At 46.4% G+C, this 17,332-nt stretch carries 17 protein-coding genes; all 17 read right to left on the reverse strand.

Translation table 11 applies throughout. The annotated features are described in order from the left end of the window. On the reverse strand, positions 1 to 678 hold a 678-nt coding region (locus EBR25_04370), incomplete at its 3' end, for a sigma-54-dependent Fis family transcriptional regulator (protein ID NBW40225.1). A gap of 125 nt (positions 679 to 803) precedes the next feature. Further along, complete coding sequence (gene rho / locus EBR25_04375) at positions 804 to 2,066, reverse strand: transcription termination factor Rho (protein ID NBW40226.1); 1,263 nt, start codon at positions 2,064 to 2,066, stop codon at positions 804 to 806. Positions 2,067 to 2,529: 463 nt separating this feature from the next. Then, positions 2,530 to 3,249, reverse strand: coding sequence for a hypothetical protein (locus EBR25_04380; GenBank protein NBW40227.1), 720 nt, complete (start codon positions 3,247 to 3,249; stop codon positions 2,530 to 2,532). Positions 3,250 to 3,285: 36 nt separating this feature from the next. Beyond that, positions 3,286 to 4,503: an RIP metalloprotease RseP gene (rseP, locus tag EBR25_04385; protein ID NBW40228.1), complete on the reverse strand. Its 1,218-nt coding sequence runs from the start codon at positions 4,501 to 4,503 to the stop codon at positions 3,286 to 3,288. An 18-nt stretch (positions 4,504 to 4,521) separates the two neighbouring features. Next, positions 4,522 to 5,739, reverse strand: a complete 1,218-nt coding sequence (locus EBR25_04390) for a 1-deoxy-D-xylulose-5-phosphate reductoisomerase (GenBank protein NBW40229.1) — start codon at positions 5,737 to 5,739, stop codon at positions 4,522 to 4,524. Between the two features lie 2 nt (positions 5,740 to 5,741). Next, positions 5,742 to 6,698, reverse strand: coding sequence for a hypothetical protein (locus EBR25_04395; protein NBW40230.1), 957 nt, complete (start codon positions 6,696 to 6,698; stop codon positions 5,742 to 5,744). 65 nt (positions 6,699 to 6,763) lie between these two features. Next, positions 6,764 to 7,603, reverse strand: a complete 840-nt coding sequence (locus EBR25_04400) for an isoprenyl transferase (protein NBW40231.1) — start codon at positions 7,601 to 7,603, stop codon at positions 6,764 to 6,766. Further along, positions 7,560 to 8,117 (reverse strand): ribosome recycling factor, encoded by a 558-nt coding sequence (locus tag EBR25_04405; protein ID NBW40232.1) that lies wholly within the window; start codon positions 8,115 to 8,117, stop codon positions 7,560 to 7,562. Before EBR25_04405 ends, EBR25_04400 begins: the two co-directional genes overlap by 44 nt. Before the next feature lie 39 nt (positions 8,118 to 8,156). After that, positions 8,157 to 8,894 carry a UMP kinase gene (locus EBR25_04410; protein NBW40233.1) on the reverse strand — a complete coding sequence of 246 codons (738 nt, stop codon included), beginning with the start codon at positions 8,892 to 8,894 and terminating at the stop codon, positions 8,157 to 8,159. Between the two features lie 203 nt (positions 8,895 to 9,097). Beyond that, on the reverse strand, positions 9,098 to 9,760 hold the full coding sequence (gene tsf / locus EBR25_04415; GenBank protein NBW40234.1) for a translation elongation factor Ts: 663 nt from the start codon (positions 9,758 to 9,760) through the stop codon (positions 9,098 to 9,100). Positions 9,761 to 9,895: 135 nt separating this feature from the next. Further along, complete coding sequence (gene rpsB, locus EBR25_04420; GenBank protein ID NBW40235.1) at positions 9,896 to 10,918, reverse strand: 30S ribosomal protein S2; 1,023 nt, start codon at positions 10,916 to 10,918, stop codon at positions 9,896 to 9,898. A 411-nt stretch (positions 10,919 to 11,329) separates the two neighbouring features. After that, on the reverse strand, positions 11,330 to 12,031 hold the full coding sequence (purQ, locus tag EBR25_04425) for a phosphoribosylformylglycinamidine synthase subunit PurQ (protein ID NBW40236.1): 702 nt from the start codon (positions 12,029 to 12,031) through the stop codon (positions 11,330 to 11,332). Beyond that, a complete protein-coding gene (gene purS / locus EBR25_04430; protein NBW40237.1) occupies positions 12,028 to 12,306 on the reverse strand; it encodes a phosphoribosylformylglycinamidine synthase, purS protein in 279 nt (92 codons plus the stop codon). Before purS ends, purQ begins: the two co-directional genes overlap by 4 nt. 85 nt (positions 12,307 to 12,391) lie before the next feature. After that, positions 12,392 to 13,708: an adenylosuccinate lyase gene (locus EBR25_04435; GenBank protein NBW40238.1), complete on the reverse strand. Its 1,317-nt coding sequence runs from the start codon at positions 13,706 to 13,708 to the stop codon at positions 12,392 to 12,394. Between the two features lie 148 nt (positions 13,709 to 13,856). Further along, a complete protein-coding gene (locus EBR25_04440) occupies positions 13,857 to 15,404 on the reverse strand; it encodes a hypothetical protein (GenBank protein NBW40239.1) in 1,548 nt (515 codons plus the stop codon). Positions 15,405 to 15,416: 12 nt separating this feature from the next. Further along, positions 15,417 to 16,550, reverse strand: a complete 1,134-nt coding sequence (locus EBR25_04445) for an acyl-CoA dehydrogenase (GenBank protein ID NBW40240.1) — start codon at positions 16,548 to 16,550, stop codon at positions 15,417 to 15,419. A gap of 2 nt (positions 16,551 to 16,552) precedes the next feature. After that, a complete protein-coding gene (pgl, locus tag EBR25_04450; protein ID NBW40241.1) occupies positions 16,553 to 17,296 on the reverse strand; it encodes a 6-phosphogluconolactonase in 744 nt (247 codons plus the stop codon). Positions 17,297 to 17,332 lie beyond the last annotated feature (36 nt).

The raw sequence follows: 17,332 nt of genomic DNA on the forward strand, positions 1-17,332 counted from the left end.
AAACAGTTGTGACTCCAGTAGATTTTCACTCAGTGCTCCACAGTTAATAGCGAGAAACGTATGTTCGTTGCGAGGGCTGGTTGCATGAACAGCTCGGGCGAGAAGTTCCTTTCCAGTTCCCGATTCTCCGATTACTAAAACTGGAGCTGAAGAGTCTCTGAATCTTAGGATTTGAGAAATGACTTCTTTTATCTCGTGCCCTTCTCCAATAATCCCATCGAATGGATCTTTTTCATCTTGCTTTTTGGGGTGAGTCTTTAAAAAGAGGACTTCTCTGTAGAGATTTCCAAGGTGCAGACCAGAGCGAATGCGTGCAAGGAAATCCGCTGGTTCAAATGGTTTTCGAATGTAATCTTCAGCCCCTGCTTGAACGCCTGCAGAAATGTCATCCAGCTCATCACGCGAGCTTAGAATAAGGATGGGAATATGTCTTGTTGCGTCGCTGTTTTTCAGTTCTCGAGCCGCCTCAAGGCCACCTTTCAGCGGCATAACGACATCCATAACGATTAGAGCTGGTTTTTTTGAGTTCGCGAGTTTGACTGCTTCGAGGCCATCAGTGGCGGTTAGTACTTCAGCTCCTGCGGACTCTAGCAGAGTCTGAGTTGTAAAAAGCTGCTCTTCATTGTCATCAGCAACGAGAATAAGAGCTCCATCCAAACTTTCAACTGCATTATGCATTCAGTTCTCCAGCAACCAATTTATACGGCTTAGAAAGCCCAATTCTTAGAACCGATTCGGCCAGACTGATCGAACACAGACTGATCGAACACAGACTGATCGAACACAGACTGATCGAAGCAGCATCAGCCTCCCTTCATCATTTCTAAGAAATCTTTATTACTCTTGGTTCCATCCATTTTACTGATTAGCCACTCCATTGCCTCAATGGTGTTCAGCGGATTGAGGACTTTTCTGAGTAACCAGATCTTTTGCAACACATCTGGTTCCAAGAGGAGATCTTCTTTTCGCGTACCAGACCGATTCAGATCGACGGCTGGATAGACCCTTCGGTCAGCGAGCTTTCTGTCTAAGACAAGCTCCATGTTTCCAGTTCCTTTGAATTCTTCAAAGATGACTTCATCCATTCTAGAGCCAGTTTCAATAAGCGCAGTCCCAATGATCGTTAAGCTTCCTCCTTCCTCTACGTTACGAGCGGCACCAAAGAAGCGCTTTGGTTTATGAAGAGCATTTGAATCAACTCCTCCCGATAAGATTTTTCCGCTAGGTGGTACCACGGTGTTATATGCACGGGCTAGGCGCGTGATCGAGTCAAGAAGAATAACGACATCTTTTTTGTGTTCAACTAAACGTCGTGCCTTCTCAATTACCATTTCGGCAACCTGTACGTGCCTCTGCGCTGGCTCATCAAAGGTGGAGCTAACGACCTCGCCTTTAACAGAACGAGACATATCAGTTACCTCTTCTGGACGTTCATCGATCAGCAGAACGATGAGTACGCATTCTGGATGATTCTCAGTGATAGCATTTGCAATTCGTTGTAAAAGAACGGTCTTTCCCGTTCTAGGAGGGGCAACAATCAGTCCTCTCTGACCTTTGCCGATTGGACAGAAGAGGTCGATGATTCTCTGGGAGAAGTCTTTCTGAGTTGTTTTTGTTTCGAGCTTCAGTCGCTCGTCAGGATAAAGCGGTGTGAGGTTGTCGAAGTGAATCTTACTTTTTAAAGCGTCAGTGGAGTCACGGTTTACCGATTTTACCTTCAAGAGAGCAAAATAACGCTCCCCTTCTTTCTCTCTTGGAGGACGTATTTGCCCCTCGACAGTATCTCCTGTTCTAAGGCCGAATCGTCGAATCTGATTCGGTGATACGTAGATATCGTCGGAGCCGGGAAGATAGTTGTCATTTGGAGAGCGGAGAAAGCCAAAGCCATCAGGTAAACATTCGAGAACACCATCTCCATAAATATTACCGTTTGTTTCGGATTGCGCGGTTAAGATGGAAAATATGAGTTCCTGTCGTCTCAAGGTGTTTGCGTTTGTAATTTCAAACTCACCTGCAAGTTTGACGAGTTCTTCTGACTTTAACCCTTTCAGTTCACTTAGGTTCATTTCTCTTCCTCTTATTTCTGTATTTGCACATTAAGACGCAAACACTGATTATCTACTAATAAAACTTGTCTTATTTGCTAGCTAGCAAACGCGAGCTTTGCGCTGCTTTACCTCTTCTTCTCCAACGTCCGTCAGCTACTCCTAATTTCTCTAATGGTCGTCAACAAAATCTAAAGGGGGTATCTTCATGCGAGCAAAAAACTAAATTTTGAAATCTGTTCTTTACATCCCTTACATAAAATTTCTCAGTATGGATATTTCTCAGTAAGCCTATTTCTCAGTAAAACTGCGTCCGTACCTTTAAATCCTCTTTCTTTCTTTGTGACGTTCTAATTTCGTCAGAGCATTCGCACTAGAGCATTCTCTTTATAACACACTGTCTTAAGGGATTGGATTATGCGAAGTGTAAGAGGAAAGACTCCCCTATCCCAAAAGTCTACCTGAAGACTCCCTCTATCTCAAGCTACCTTCTTTCAGAAATTTTGCGAGTTTTCGTCTTCTTTTGCTCCTGAAGGGTAAGAGCGGAGAATTTAAGGCCATAATCAGGCTCTAACCTTGATATCGCCTCTGGATCATAGGTCGAGAGGCCTTCGACTGGTCCGCTCAGGTTTGCTACTGACAGCTCCTCAGCAAAGCAGATCGGATAGGTCTTCTTTTGATCGGCTGTTTGGAGACTCAGTGGTTGAATAATAACTCCGTATTCAGAGACGTTCAGCAATTCAAGAGCATCCTGTTCACCACGAATTTCCCAGTTTGAGACCTCCGAGGGCTGGTGAATGGATAGCTCCTCAACAATCCACCTATCTTTTCCGATGGATTGCCCGAAGCGTATAGTTTTTGGCTGAGAGAGCTCCCTAACGAGTCGATGCCGTGCAACCTCGAAGGTCGAGGTTGGAATTAATGGAATCTGCAAGGCTGTAGCGAGTCCCTTTGCAAAACACATCACCATTCTTAGACCAGTGTAACTCCCTGGCCCGGAAAGGCATCGGATCATATCGGGTTGGAAAGCGATGTCCTTTTTCTTAAGACATTCCTTTAGTTCGGATAAGAGACCCCCCAGAGTTTTTTCCGCTAAGCGTAGAGAGTTATTCGTGGAAGAGAAGCTTAATAACTCATCCTTCTCTGTTCGATAGTTTAGCCTTATTACGTCTCCGACCACAGCTATGCTAAGAATCTTTACCATCTTCTTCTCATCAGGTACTTCAGACTGATAATATAGCTACCCGAATAGCTTTTTAATATCATTTGATACTGCAAATAACATAAGACCCAGAAGAAAAAGCATCCCAATCTGCGTCGCAATTTGTTGTAGTCGCATACTTACTGGTGAACCTTTGATAGCTTCAATGGTAAAGAAGACCAGATGGCCACCATCAAGCACAGGAATTGGCAGCAGATTTAAGAGCGCTAAGCTCACACTGAGAAACACCATGAAGTCGATAAGACGGTCTATTCCACTCTGGGCAGCATCAGCACCATGCTTAAAAATATACAGGGGACCTGATATGCTATCAGTCGAGAGCCTTCCCTTGATCATTCCATAGAGCCCCTTGAGTGTTAGTTCACTGATAAATAAAACTTGCTGCACACCAAGGGTAGCAGCTTCGAAAAATCCAGCTGCCTCACGAGTCGTGGCAGGAATAATTCCCACTTTATAACGTTCTCTGTATTCATCGTCATCTAAGAGGATATCCAGCTCAGATTGCTCAAGGGTGGGAGTTAGGGTGAGTGAAACAATTTCGCCATCTCTATCGAGGTCAAGTTGTAGCGACGCTCCCGCAGAGTTTTGAATAGTTCGTGCCATTTCATCCCACAGGGTAATCTCTTTTCCATTTATTCGAATCACGGTATCACCTGCCTGAATTCCAGCTTGCTCAGCAGGTAAGTCTGGAATGGTCGCGCCTATTTTTGCTATCTCCACAGAAGTTGCCTTGCCGAATAAAAACAACGCGAACCAAGCAAGTAAAATTGCGAACAAGACATTAAATAAGGGTCCAGCGAAGACAATCAGGAACTTAGGTATATAAGATTGCGAAAGAAACCACCTATTACGATCCGTTGTTACTGGTGGTAAGAACGAATCATCGCTGAGCTCATCTGTTAGGCTTTCCGAAGCGAGATCTGCGGCTCCACTCATAGGCTCTTCGCTCGTCGTGTCACCCTTTTCTTGGTCAGGAGGAGTGTTATTTTCAGAGACAGTTGGGGAAGCACTTTCAAAGTCTAGAGGACTCTCTCCAGCCATTCTTACATAGCCACCCAGCGGAATGGCTCTAATGGAATATGCTGTCCCGCGGAACTGGCGCCCCCAGATTCGCGGACCGAAGCCGACAGCGAATTCAAGCACTTGCACCGAGAAAAGCTTGGCGAAAAGAAAATGTCCGAGTTCGTGAACAAAGACGAGAATGCCGAGTGCCAGAATGGCTGTAATAATACTCATAGAATAACCCCTACTCCCTTATTTGTTGCACCTTCTTGAAAAGTCTACTAACCACTCTTTCAGTTGTATTCTTTCTTCGTTTAATAGAGTCCGCAAGTCTTCTGGCTGCCTCAGTGGAGCAATGCAATTTCGCATCAAGGCTTCTTCAATAAAGGAAACAATTCCAGTAAATGGTAGCTTTCTTTCCAGGAAGGCATCAGCCGCAACTTCATTTGCCGTGTAGAAGCGCAACGCGATTCCAGCCTCCTCTTCTTGCTTTGCAACCTGGCGCCCTAGTCGAATAGCTGAAAAGCGTTCCTCATCACATGCCAAAAGTTCAAGTGCTCCTTCAACAAAAGGGGGCATGACGATCGGAGAAATGCCCGGATAATGCAGTGCATAGGTAATTGGAAGTGCCATATCAGGTGGCGAGCCATGAAAGAACTGACTACCATCACTACATTCTATGAAGCCATGGAGAATGCTTTGTGGATGGATCTTTACGGATATATTCTCAGGAGCTACATCAAACAACCACTTTGCTTCAATAAGTTCAAAGGCTTTATTCATAAGGGTAGCTGAGTCGAGGGATATGCGCTTCCCCATTTTCCACGTCGGATGAGCAAGCGCATCTTCAACGGAGACTGCCTCGAGCTCCTGAAGAGGAGTTCGGAAAAATGGTCCTCCTGAAGCAGTTAATCCAATCTTGGCAATAGAATTTTGAGGTATACACTGAATAAGTCGAAAAAGTGAGCTGTGTTCGGAATCTACTGGAAGTAAGGTTCCGCAGTGGCTCTCTTTTAATGCATCACGGAAAAATCCTCCTCCTACCACGAGTGCTTCTTTATTTGCTAAGGCTACCCGCTTCCCGCTCTTATAGGCTGGTAGAGCTGTAAAAATCCCCTCTATCCCAACGATAGCACCGATATGAATGTCGTAGTGGTTTGAGGTCGCGAAGGTGATAAACTCATTTTCTGATTCAAGCCACTCCCCCTGGTAATCGTTACCAAGAGCGGCTTTCGCTACTTTGTTTGCTGCATGATCCGCTAGACCTGCAAATCGAGGTTTGAATTCACGGACTTGCTCGACAAAGAGTTCCACTGAACTATTTGCAAACAGGCCAATCACTTCATGTTCTGGCGATTGTCTCAGAACGGATAGTGATGTCTTTCCGATTGATCCCGTTGAGCCAAAGAGTGCAACGCGTTTGAGCTGAGCGATGCTTGAATTATCTGGCGGTTGCGATGGAACAAGCATACTTAGGGACCTGTCTGAAGCAAAAGATAGAAAGCAGCGAAAACTGGACAAGAGGCTAGAATGCCATCAAGTCGATCTGACATGCCTCCATGCCCTGGCAGCGTAGTGCCCATGTCTTTCATCCCATGGGCTCTTTTGATGATTGATTTCATGAGATCTCCCAGCTGTGCGATAAGAATCACCGCCAGCGTTCCAGTACACAGGAGGAGATTGCTAGGAGAGTTCGCTGGCGTGGATAATGTGCTTGTAAGTAAGAAGCTAAGCATGAAGCCCGTCAGCATTCCACATCCGAGACCACCAATCGAGCCTAGAACCGTCTTTTTCGGCGAGAGAACAGGACTCAGGGATGGCGAAGAGAAGCGAGCCCCAACGAAATAAGCGCCAGAGTCATTCATGGCATTAACAAGGATAAACCAAACAAACAGGCGAAAAACATGTTCACCTGAAACGAGCGATACGAATGTTCCACCTCCTAGGGCTACAAGTATGACCGCTATGATTCGCTCAAGAACTCTTTTTTCTATAGCAGTAATACTCGACTTATTCTGAAAAATAACTGGGAAGAGTGCAAAGAAGAGAGAGATGCTACTAGCAAGTAATATGACTGGAAGCATGAAGTGCACTGCATGCTGACTACGAAACCAAGCGGCGTCATATCGCAGAAAAAGAATAGTAGTTGGTGTTAAGATTAAAGAGAGGAAAAAGACTAATTTCCCGACGAAGGTGATGTCTTCTTCTGAATTTTCAGACGAGGTGCTACAGGCCGCAACAATTTCTGCAGCAACGAGCATGACAAACAAATAGGTGCAGAGAATGATGCCCCACGACAGCAGCGGACTTAATGTAGTGCCAATCAGCAAAGCAACCGCCAGAAGAATCAATAGTGAAGCTGTGCGCAAGCGCTTCATCAAGCCAGGATATGCTTTAGGAGTGTCCCTGTGTGTTTCTTTAACTGACATGGTTTCCAACTGTAGCAAACTCTCCTATCTGCTATTTTTAAAATGGTGAATTGATTTTCTCTTTTCTAAGCGCTATCACTCGCTGCTATGACGTGACTGTCTATCGTTGTCCTCCCATAGCGTCGATCTCTTTTCGCATAAGCACTCAAGCAGGAGGCGAACTCCTCTCGAGAGAAATCTGGCCAGAGTGTCTCTGTTACCAAAATTTCTGTATACGCCAGTTGCCAGAGGAGAAAGTTAGAAATTCTATACTCACCGCTAGTTCTGATGAGGAGATCCGGATCAGGAATACCTGCTGTATCCAGACATTGAGCAAAGTTCTCGTCATTAAGTTCCTCGACAGAAAGAGAGCCTTCTATCACCTCTTGCATAAATCGACGTGAGGCACGGAGAATCTCGTCGCGACCTCCATACGAAATCGCAAGAATCAGATCCATTCCCTCGCAGTGCTTCGTGTCATGTTCCAGCGCCTCGAGCTTTGAGCAGACATCATCTGGCAAGCGGGAACGGTCACCGATCGAACGCATTCGAATATTCTGATCGAGTAGAGCCTGGCGCTCTTTTACTAAATATTCAGCAAAAAGGCTCATGAGGGCATTGACTTCGTCTTGTGGTCTATTCCAGTTCTCACTAGAAAAGGCATACAAAGTGACGTAACGGATGCCGTACTTTCTAGACTCTTCGAGCACTCTTCGTACGGAGTGTACGCCAGCTTCATGCCCCTTCACTCTTTGGGCACCTCGTTGCTCAGCCCAGCGACCATTTCCATCCATGATGATTGCCACGTGTCTAGGAATGCCATCCATATGCAGCGTGCTGGTAGCGGATAAAGGTGGTGAGCTGGAGCCGTTTTCCAAATTCTTACACCTCAAGTACTTCGTTTTCCTTCTTCTGGAGCAGCTCATCAACTTGTGCAGTATATTTATCAGTGATGCCCTGCACTTCTTTCTTGAGCGTATTGAGATCGTCCTCGGAAATATCCCCTTCCTTCTTTTGCTTACTCAGTATATCGATAACTGCTCTCCGATGATTTCGGATAGTAATCTTCATATCTTCGCCCTGCTTATTGAGTCTTTTCACGATTTCTTTTCGTCGCTCCTCAGTCAACGCAGGTATAGGGACTCGTATCAAACTGCCATCACGCGACGGATTAAGGCCTAATCCAGATTGGTGGATGGCTTTTTCAACAGCATCCACAGCTCCAGTGTCATAAACTTGAATAGTCAACAACCTGGCCTCTGCGACGTTAATCAGTCCAAGGGAATTAAGAGGAGTCTGAGTTCCATAGTAGTCTACCATGACCCCTTCGAGGATGCCGGTTGAAGCTCTGCCAGTTTTTGTTTTTTGAAGCTCTGCGCGAAAGTGCTCTATTGTTCTTTCGCATTCTTGGGTAAAGGCATCAAGTTCTTCAGATGGCATAGTTCTTCTCCAGTTTTCTCTTCATAAACTGCATTTTGCTTATTCGCTTCGTTTATGCGCTATCTCTCCAACAACTGTTCCTACCTTTTCGCCCAGTACAACTTTGCGGAGGTTATCAGCAGTGTTGATATTAAAAACGACGAGCGGAAGATTATTATCCATACACAGTGAAATAGCGGCAGCGTCCATTACCTTCAATTGTTTCTGAAGGACCTCTAGGTGAGATATCTGATCATATGGAGTTGCCTGCGGATTGGTCACTGGGTCCGAGTCATATACCTTACCTACCTTCGTACCTTTCAAAAGAATATCGGCACTAATTTCCATGGCACGTAAGCTTGCAGCTGTATCTGTGGTGAAGTACGGGTTCCCTGTGCCACAAGCAAAGATTACAACTCTATTTTTTTCGAGATGTCGAACTGCTCTTCTGCGGATATATGGCTCTGCTATCTGTCGCATCTCTATAGCAGAGAGCACTCGGGTATCCACCCCTGCTTGCTCTAGACTATCTTGCAGAGCCAGTGCATTCATGGCTGTTGCTAGCATGCCCATGTAATCACCAGAGGCCCGATCCATGCCTTGAGCTCCAGCCTGAGCACCTCGGATGATATTTCCGCCGCCTATGACAATTCCAACTTGAACGCCCAAGTCTGAAACGACTTTGATCTCACTGACCAACTGAAGAACTACCGATGGGTCGATACCAAAGCCCTGCTCACCAGCAAGAATTTCTCCAGAGAGTTTGAGGAGTATTCTGTTAAATATTGGTGAGCTCATGGCACTCCTTCGCTTGTTTCGACATACACGCTCTTTCAGGTCATCGGGGATTCGCGTCCTCGATAACCCCTCGTTATAATTGCGTCCTATCCAGCAGGTTAGCACACATTTCGGCAGACGCCAGAGAGGGAAACTACGCTCGTATCAAAACAGAGTAGCCCTTGACCGCTCTGCGACCGTGTATTCCCTCATTTCCGATAAATTTATCCACTAGCGATGGTTGCTGCCACCTCGTCAGCAAAGCTCTGTCCCGAGCTCTTTTCAATGCCTTCGCCAACCTCAAAGCGTTGAAAGCGCCGGATGGTGACTTTCTCTCCGCACTTTACTCCGAGCTCTTCGATGATATCTCTCACGGTTTTTTTGCCTGAATCATCTTTCACAAATGGCTGCTCAAGTAAAACGCATTCCTCAAAGAATTTCTTCAGCTTTCCAGGGATAATTTTGTCGGCTTTCGCTTTCTGAGCATCATTCAAGGATTCAATGATGATCTCCTCTTCCTTCTTCACAATTTCAGAGGGGATTTCCTCAGTAGTCACATACTTTGGCTTCATCGCAGCAACATGCAGCGCGATCTCAGCGGCTGCTTTTTGGAAGTCTTCTCCCCGTGCCACGAAGTCTGTTTCGCAATTAAGTTCTACAAGCACTCCGACCTGACTTCCAGCGTGGACATAAATACCCACAGTACCTTCCGCTGCAATCTTACCAGCTCGTTTTCCAAGGTCTTTTAAACCTTTCTTTCGTAATATCTCTATTGCGCCATTCACATCACCATTAGCTTCCTGAAGGGCTCCCTTACAGTCCATCATACCAGCTCCAGTCTTCTCTCGTAGCTCTTTTACCAGTGCTGCTGAAATTGCTGCTGACATACTCCTCTCCTTTTTTCTTCTCTTTGTAGTCTTTGGTTTTGGTTCATTTATGTTCGGCTAACGAGCCTTCCCTCAAATGCATCATGTAGCTCGTCATGTCCTACATGTCAGAGATAGGCTCCTGCCATTCACGAGCTATGCCGAAACGGCTAGTTCAGCGCCATCTTTCAGCTCGGCATCTTTTTCTCCGCTGGATCCTTTTCGAGTAACAACTTCGACGTCACTTCCCGCCTTTTTCGAGCGGTTTTGTTGCCGATCCGCTCCTCTCGACAAAAAGGAATGTCTGCCACGTGAGAATGCTGCAGCAACATTTTCTACGAAGAGCTTCAGTGTTTTTGAAGCATCATCGTTTGACGGGATTGGATAATCGATAAGTGATGGATCTACGTTTGAATCTACGAGTGCTACAACTGGTATGTGTAATTTTCGTGCTTCACGTACTGCTATAGCTTCTCTGGCAACATCTATGACAAACAGGACATCTGGAACGTGCCGCATGTTGCGAATTCCGCCAAGGTTCGCTTCGAGCTTCTCCAGCTCTCTACGTATGCCGAGTCGCTCTTTCTTTGCGATACGGACAGTGCTGCCTTCTTCCTCAGCCTTTGCGAGAAGTTCCTCTAGCTTCTTGACTCGATTGATAGAACGTTTGATTGTCTCAAAGTTGCTGAGTGTGCCGCCTAGCCATCGCTGAGTGACCGAAAAGCCGCCGACTCTTTCGGCAGTATTGCGGACTAATTCTCTCGCCTGCGGTTTGGTGCCCACGAATAGAATATTACCACCTCTGTTTGCTATGTCCTCTAGGAACTTCTCAGCCTGTTTCCAGAGCTCAAGAGTAATATCGAGGTTAAGAATGTGTGTGCCATTCTTTTCCCCAAAGATGTATTTAGCCATCTTGGGGTTCCAACGATGGGATTGATGACCGAAATGGGCTCCAGCCTTTAAAAGGTTTTGAAGGGTGATCTCGGAACCCTCGGCTATCTCGAAGACCGTCTCTTCGGCATAGGTTTTTTGAGATGGGGAAGCCTCAGCTTCAATTGCGGCTTCAGCAACAGCAGTTTCTTCTCCAGTTGGTGCTTCAACTGTACCCTGCTCGGTAATGTTTTCTTGTGCTGAACTCGTCTCAGCAGAGGGCTTGCCCTCACCGTTTTCAATAGTCATTTTTCTACTCCGTCTTTAGCCTCCTCGAACCTTTATGATGGCTTTCCCGTACATCCCCTTTTACCACTGCATCCCCTTTCACCACTTCTTGCAGCGGCGGATGCGGGATGTGCTAGATTCCGTAATTTCCAAGAGTCATCATCTCCTAGACGAAGAATCTAGGCATACGGAGTCTATGACGGGAAGCCCCAAGACGAAAAGTCCGAGTGCGTATTATTCAGCTGCTTATAATGCTGATATTTCAAGGGGTTTTCAAGTCTTGGGAAAAGTATAGTCTTCTGAGCGTAGGCGCATCATCCCTTGCATCCACCAAACGAAGAGCGAAGCGAGGCATTGGCTGAAAGCGGTTTGACCTACTACAGTCAAGAAGTCCAAAGGAAAATGAGATCTAAGATATTGATTTAATTATCTTTATTGAAAGAGACCTTCAAAGAGACGAACTGCTGCCCCTGTGCGATTCGGGTCAATCTCTGGCTCAAATGTTCTTTCAGGATGAGGCATGTATCCCACTATATTTCCAGCCGGGCTTCTGACCCCCGCTATAGAGTGACAGGAGCCATTCGGATTCCATTCAGGGGAAACCTCATCGAGCGCCCCATCGGGGCTGCAATAACGAAAAACAACTTGATCGTTGTCCTCCAACTCTTTGAGTGCGTCTTGTGTAGCGAAGTAGTTCCCTTCGAAATGAGCAACTGGTACGTGAAATATCTCTCCTCTTTCCAGCTTAGAAGTTACCACGGAGTTTTGAGACTCTACACGTATTGAAACAAGACGCGAGAGAAACTTTGTGGAGCGATTTGGAAGAAGAACCCCCGGTAGGAGTCCAAGCTCACATAAAATTTGAAATCCGTTACAGATGCCAATAATAGTTCCTCCCTTTGCAGCGTACTCTAGGATAGCGGGTGCAATAGAAGAAACCTTCGCCATAGCCCCGCAGCGAAGGTAGTCGCCATAAGAGAAACCACCGGGGATGAAAAGAATATCAGTGTCTTCTGGTAGCGTGCGATCTGCAGCCCAAACTTTCTGGGGGTCTTTACCAGACAGGTGTTTAACAAGCACTGAGACGTCGTGGTCGCAGTTTGTTCCAGGAAATGATACCACTGCCGTTTTCACCGAACCTCCTCGACCTCGTAGCTCTCGATAACCGGATTAGAGAAGAGTTCCTCGCAAACCTTTTTCAAGAGCGTAGCCTCTGATTGTTCACTTCCTGCAGCACCATTTTCCGCGTTGGAAGAAGTGTCGAGATCGAATTCGATTACCTTCCCTACTCGAACGCCAGATATCGTCGAGATCCCAAGCTCGGGTAGGCTGGTTTCGATAGCCTTTCCTTGCACATCCAGGACGCCTTGTTTGAGGAGTACTCTCACACGAAATTTTTTCTTTGCCATAAGTGATTCCTTTTCTCTCGTCATCATGTGTGGTTTCCAGCCGACCTGCAATACTGCAATAGGTTTCTATCCAAAGGAGTTCGACTCACGCTGGAGTAAAAGTTCTTTCAAAGATAAGATCCACAGCCTCGAGGTGTCGATCAAGCGAGAAGCACTCTTGGATTTTCTTCTCACCCAGATGTGCAACAATCGCCTCGTCCTCAATAACCCATCCTTGAAAATTCTTCTCGCTAGTACTCCTCGTAAGAGCTTCAGCATACTGGAGCGCTGGTTTCTGGACCATGCGGTAAGCGGTGTCTCTCTCTACCCCTGAATCTACAAGAGCGAGTAGGAGCGTTCCCGAAAAGACAAGTCCTCCGGTTAACGCAAGATTATTTTTCATAACCTCAGGCTTTACGACGAGTCCATCTACCACTTTTTTCATGCGAGCGAGCATGAAGTCCGTCAAGATACATGCGTCTGGTGCAATGACACGTTCTACCGAGCTGTGACTAATATCTCGCTCATGCCAGAGAGGCACATTTTCAAATGCGGCAAGCGCATGTGAGCGGAGCAGTCTCGCTAGTCCAGTGAGATTTTCAGTCAGGATCGGATTCTTCTTGTGAGGCATGGCTGAAGACCCCTTCTGCCCACTGCCAAATGGCTCTTCAACTTCTCCGACTTCAGTCCGTTGTAAATGGCGTATCTCAACACAAAAGCGCTCAATAGAGCCTCCAATTTGAGCGAGTATTGAAAAGTAGTTCGCATGTCTGTCTCGACTGACTACTTGAGTAGCTACCGTTTCGGGGGCAAGTCTCAGCTTTTCGAGTACGGCTTGTTCAATACTTGGAGGAAGAGAGGCGTACGTTCCAACTGGACCTGAAATTTTTCCTACGGCAACCTCTTTGGCTGCCGAGCGAAATCGCTCTCGCTGTCGTGAGAGCTCTGCATACCAGCTCGCAAGCTTTAGTCCAAATGATGTGGGCTCTGCATGAATACCATGACTCCTTCCGATGCAGGGAGTCTTCTTAAATTCGTATGCCCGATTTTTTATTGACTCTAAGAGATTCGTAATACCCTCTTCAATGAGTACAGAGCTTCTCTGAAGTTGTACGCCAAAGGTGGTATCAAGCAGATCATTAGAGGTCATGCCTCGGTGAAGAAATCTCGCGGAGGGACCGACGGATTCAGCCACTACATCGAGAAAGGCAATGACATCGTGGTGAATGGTCGCTTCACGCTCCTGGATGCGTGAAACATCAAAGCAAGCTTTAGAACGAACATCCTTAGCCGAGTCAGCAGGTGCTAGTCCAAATTTGACCATTTCTTCGAGTGCAAGCGTCTCTACTTCAAGCCAGATAGAATACTTTTCATCATCACTCCATAGCTTGAGCATTTCTTCTCTCGAATACCTTGGAATCATAGTGCTCTTCCTCGTTTCATAATATCTGAAGGTTTACGTTTCTCGATTAAATTCGCCCGTAAGAGTAGTACAAGGACCGTAAAAAGAACACTTGTTAATCAGTTTTTTATCGTTTTTAGGAGCTTTCACCAGCTACGCGAGTTGAAGCCTATTTCTGTTTGTCTAATCGGCACGAATTTATCACGAGATAGCATTCTTGAGCATCGCTCAGGCGATAGTATTCAAGCTGAAGGCATGGGTTCTCTAGCAAATCGTGTTTTCGTTCATGATCAACGATGGCTAACGGATAGTCTGCGAGCAGGCTCATTCCTTCCTTGAAGTGCTGATAGTCAACTTGTTGTCTTGCAAATTTCCTTAGGTAGTATGGGAGCGGCCAATAGGAGTGAACGCCCACTAAAACTTTGGTTGAAGGGTTCTCTCTGAGGTATGGGGTAATTCGCTGAGTGAGATCCAGCATGCCTGATGTGGTATGCACGTAAGAAAAGGGATTTTGAGCACCATACGGAATCAGAAAATTGAAACGAACCATCGAGAGAAATTGCAGTGGCACGGGTATACTTACAAGGATTATGAGAACAACCTTACGAATGAACGAGAGCGCTTTGTTTCGAATGAGGTACTCGACTAAAGTTCCGATGGCAATTCCCAAGCTCAGACTGAGAGGACCAGAGATCTGTAATCCCAACCACGGCATTTTGTATGGGATACATGACTGAACAACAAGCACGAGTGTGCCGAGAAGCGAGAAGTATGTGATGTACCACAATCGCGCGCCAAAAATCTGCTTTGCGAGAATCGTTCGTGCTATGACGGGAAATACTACACAAATGAGCAGTGTAGGCTCGGTTCTCCAGAGGAGATTGATATAGTAATACCAAGGCTTGAAGTGCCCAATGTCTGCGGTACCCCTCATTATCCACTGTGAGAAGGCAAGAAAGAACTCTCGCATTCCGGAGCTCCACTGAAATCCGCCAGTAAATAAAAGAATCAGAATAAATACTGATAAGAGAATCCACCATCCTCCGCCGTGAATGAGCTGCCCGAGTCTATGCATGAAATGGCGTGGCGTAGTGAGAAGTAGCAAAGCAAGGAGATTCGCAGTTCCTAGGATGACAGTCGTTTCCTTTGTTGCAAAGCAGAGGCTGGCTGAAATGGTTGCAATTCCTCCCCACGTAACGATGGACTTCTTTTCATGAAAAAAAATACCAGCGGCGCTTGCCATTAATAGAAAAGAGAAGAGCAAGAGGCTTTCATGTATAGCGTACCGTGAAAAGAAAACGGTAGAGCTGCTGAAGGTGAGAGTAAGGCTGGCAACGACCAATACAAATGACGATATCCGTCGATAGAATATTGCTATGGGAAGAACGCATGCCATCGCTCCTGTGAGAATTGATGCAAAGCGTATGGTCAAGATGCTATCACCGAACAAAGATTGAAAAAATGCAGCTAGGTAAAAATAGAGAGGACCGTGATAGTTTTCATGCGAATACTGATATAGGCCGCTATGCCCTACCTGTTCAAAGAAATAAAAATTAACTCCTTCATCATGATGGAGTGGCCGAAGTTCGGGCCATAATATGCGAAGGCCAATTGAAAGAGCGAGGAGAGCGATGAAAAAGAGCAGTTGCTGAGGGATAGTTATTGATTGCAGGGGTCTCGGTATTATTTTTGTTGAGAAGGGCATTCGAGTTGTCATGAAGGACAATGATTACTCCTTCGTAGACACTTTCGCTCGAGGTAGCTTGAGCAGCCGTTCAGCAATTATGCCACGCTGAATCTCCGAGGTTCCTGCGGCAATAGTTCGCCCACGCGAGTACAAGTATCGTTGCACTGCACCCCCTTCGAAGATTCCAGTATCTCCCTCTTGTTTGGCAGCATACCGAGATAGTCGTTGGAAAAATTCAGACCATCCGAGCTTATTTAGTGAACCTTCCGGACCAGGATTCGTTCCGGATGCGTACTGGGTAAGGTGACGGTATGCAAGTGCTCTGGTGGCATACGCATCCACGACCAGCTCTGAGAGTTCTGTGTAGTCTCCGGTGTGATCCTCAAGGAGAGTCCGTAATACTCCCTCTGACTGAATTTGCCGAGCAAATGTTAAGATAACTCTCTCATACATGAGCGTGCGAATAGCGATATTCCAGCCCTGCCCTTCATCCCCAACACGGTTCTCAGCTGAAATGAAGACATCATCGAGGAAAACCTCATTGAATTCGGAGTCTCCTGTAATCTGCTTCAACGGTCGTACGGTGATCCCCTTACTGTCCATGGGAACGAGGAAGTAAGTAAGGTTTTTATAGCGATCGCTTTCTGGTCCAGTTCGGGCAACGATGAAGCAGTAATCAGCAATATGCGCAAAGCTAGTCCAGATTTTCTGACCCGTGAGTTCGTATCCTCCTTTTACCTTCTTAGCGACCGTATTCATGGCTGCGAGATCACTGCCCGCATTCGGTTCAGAAAAGCCCTGACACCATATTTGTGAGGCATCGAGAATGGGAGGAAGGAACTTCTTTTTTTGAGCCTCATTGCCCAACTCAATGAGCACTGGTCCAACCATGGTAAGACCAAAGAGTCCAAGCAACTGAGGAGCTTTGCGCCTGGCCAGTTCTTCTTGAATAACGGCTTCTTCAACGAGCGTTAGACCTTTTCCACCATACTCGACTGGCCAATGAACACCCACGAGACCTAATCCAGCGAGTGTCTTCTGCCACTGCTTTCCGACGTTAATAAATGTTTCAAGAGCAGAGTCGTCTTGAACACTAGGAATCTGTATTGTGTCTAGCTTCTCACGCACTGATGCGCGGAATGTATCCAGAGTTTCAGTATCAACTAGAGAAAACATACTCAAAGAGCTCCCGCAGATTCGGAGTCAAGGAACCAGAGAGTCCTATCGGCGGCCCGTTCTCCATAGAGCGCAGGAATCTCAGTTGGTGAGCCCTCCCCACTGAAGATTCGACCGACGATCTCAGCTTTACCGACACCCATTACCAAAAAGAAAATGCGTTTTGCGGAAAAGAGCGCTTTTGGCGTTAGGCTGATTCGAGAGGTGCCATCGCTAGGATGTGAGCAGCTAAAGACTAAGCGTTCTTCTGGAACAGGCATGTTAGGAAAAAGAGAGGCCGTGTGCCCATCTTCCCCAATACCGAGCAGAACGATGTCAAATACCTCTTCTCCTTCCCCTGAGATGCCTTGAGCAAGAAGCGTATTTTCGTAGTCTTCTGCTGCTTGCTCTACGGTTGGAAGAGCAGTATTCATGGCAAAAGCTTCGGGACCCGGTATCGCTCTAAACTGATGGAGGAGCGTGTCATGTACCATTCTTTGATTACTTCTTGAATCTTCCTGTGGCACATACCGCTCGTCTCCCCAAAAAAGTGCTACTTGTTGCCACGAGACTTCATTTACTCTTGGGGGAAGCCCCAATAATCGATAGACGGAAGCAGGTGTGGTTCCTCCAGCGAGGCATAAAGTACATCGCGGTTGTTCCTCAAGAACCTCATTGATTGATGCAACAATCTCATCTGCTACCGTTGTCGGGTATTCATGAGTGGGGATAACTTCTGTCTTCATCACACTCGCTTCCTCTTTCATCTAGGACATGAATTGCAACCTTGATTACTATAACTC

Source organism: bacterium, assembly GCA_009926305.1.
In the GTDB taxonomy this organism is placed as follows: Bacteria; Bdellovibrionota_C; UBA2361; order UBA2361; family RFPC01; genus RFPC01.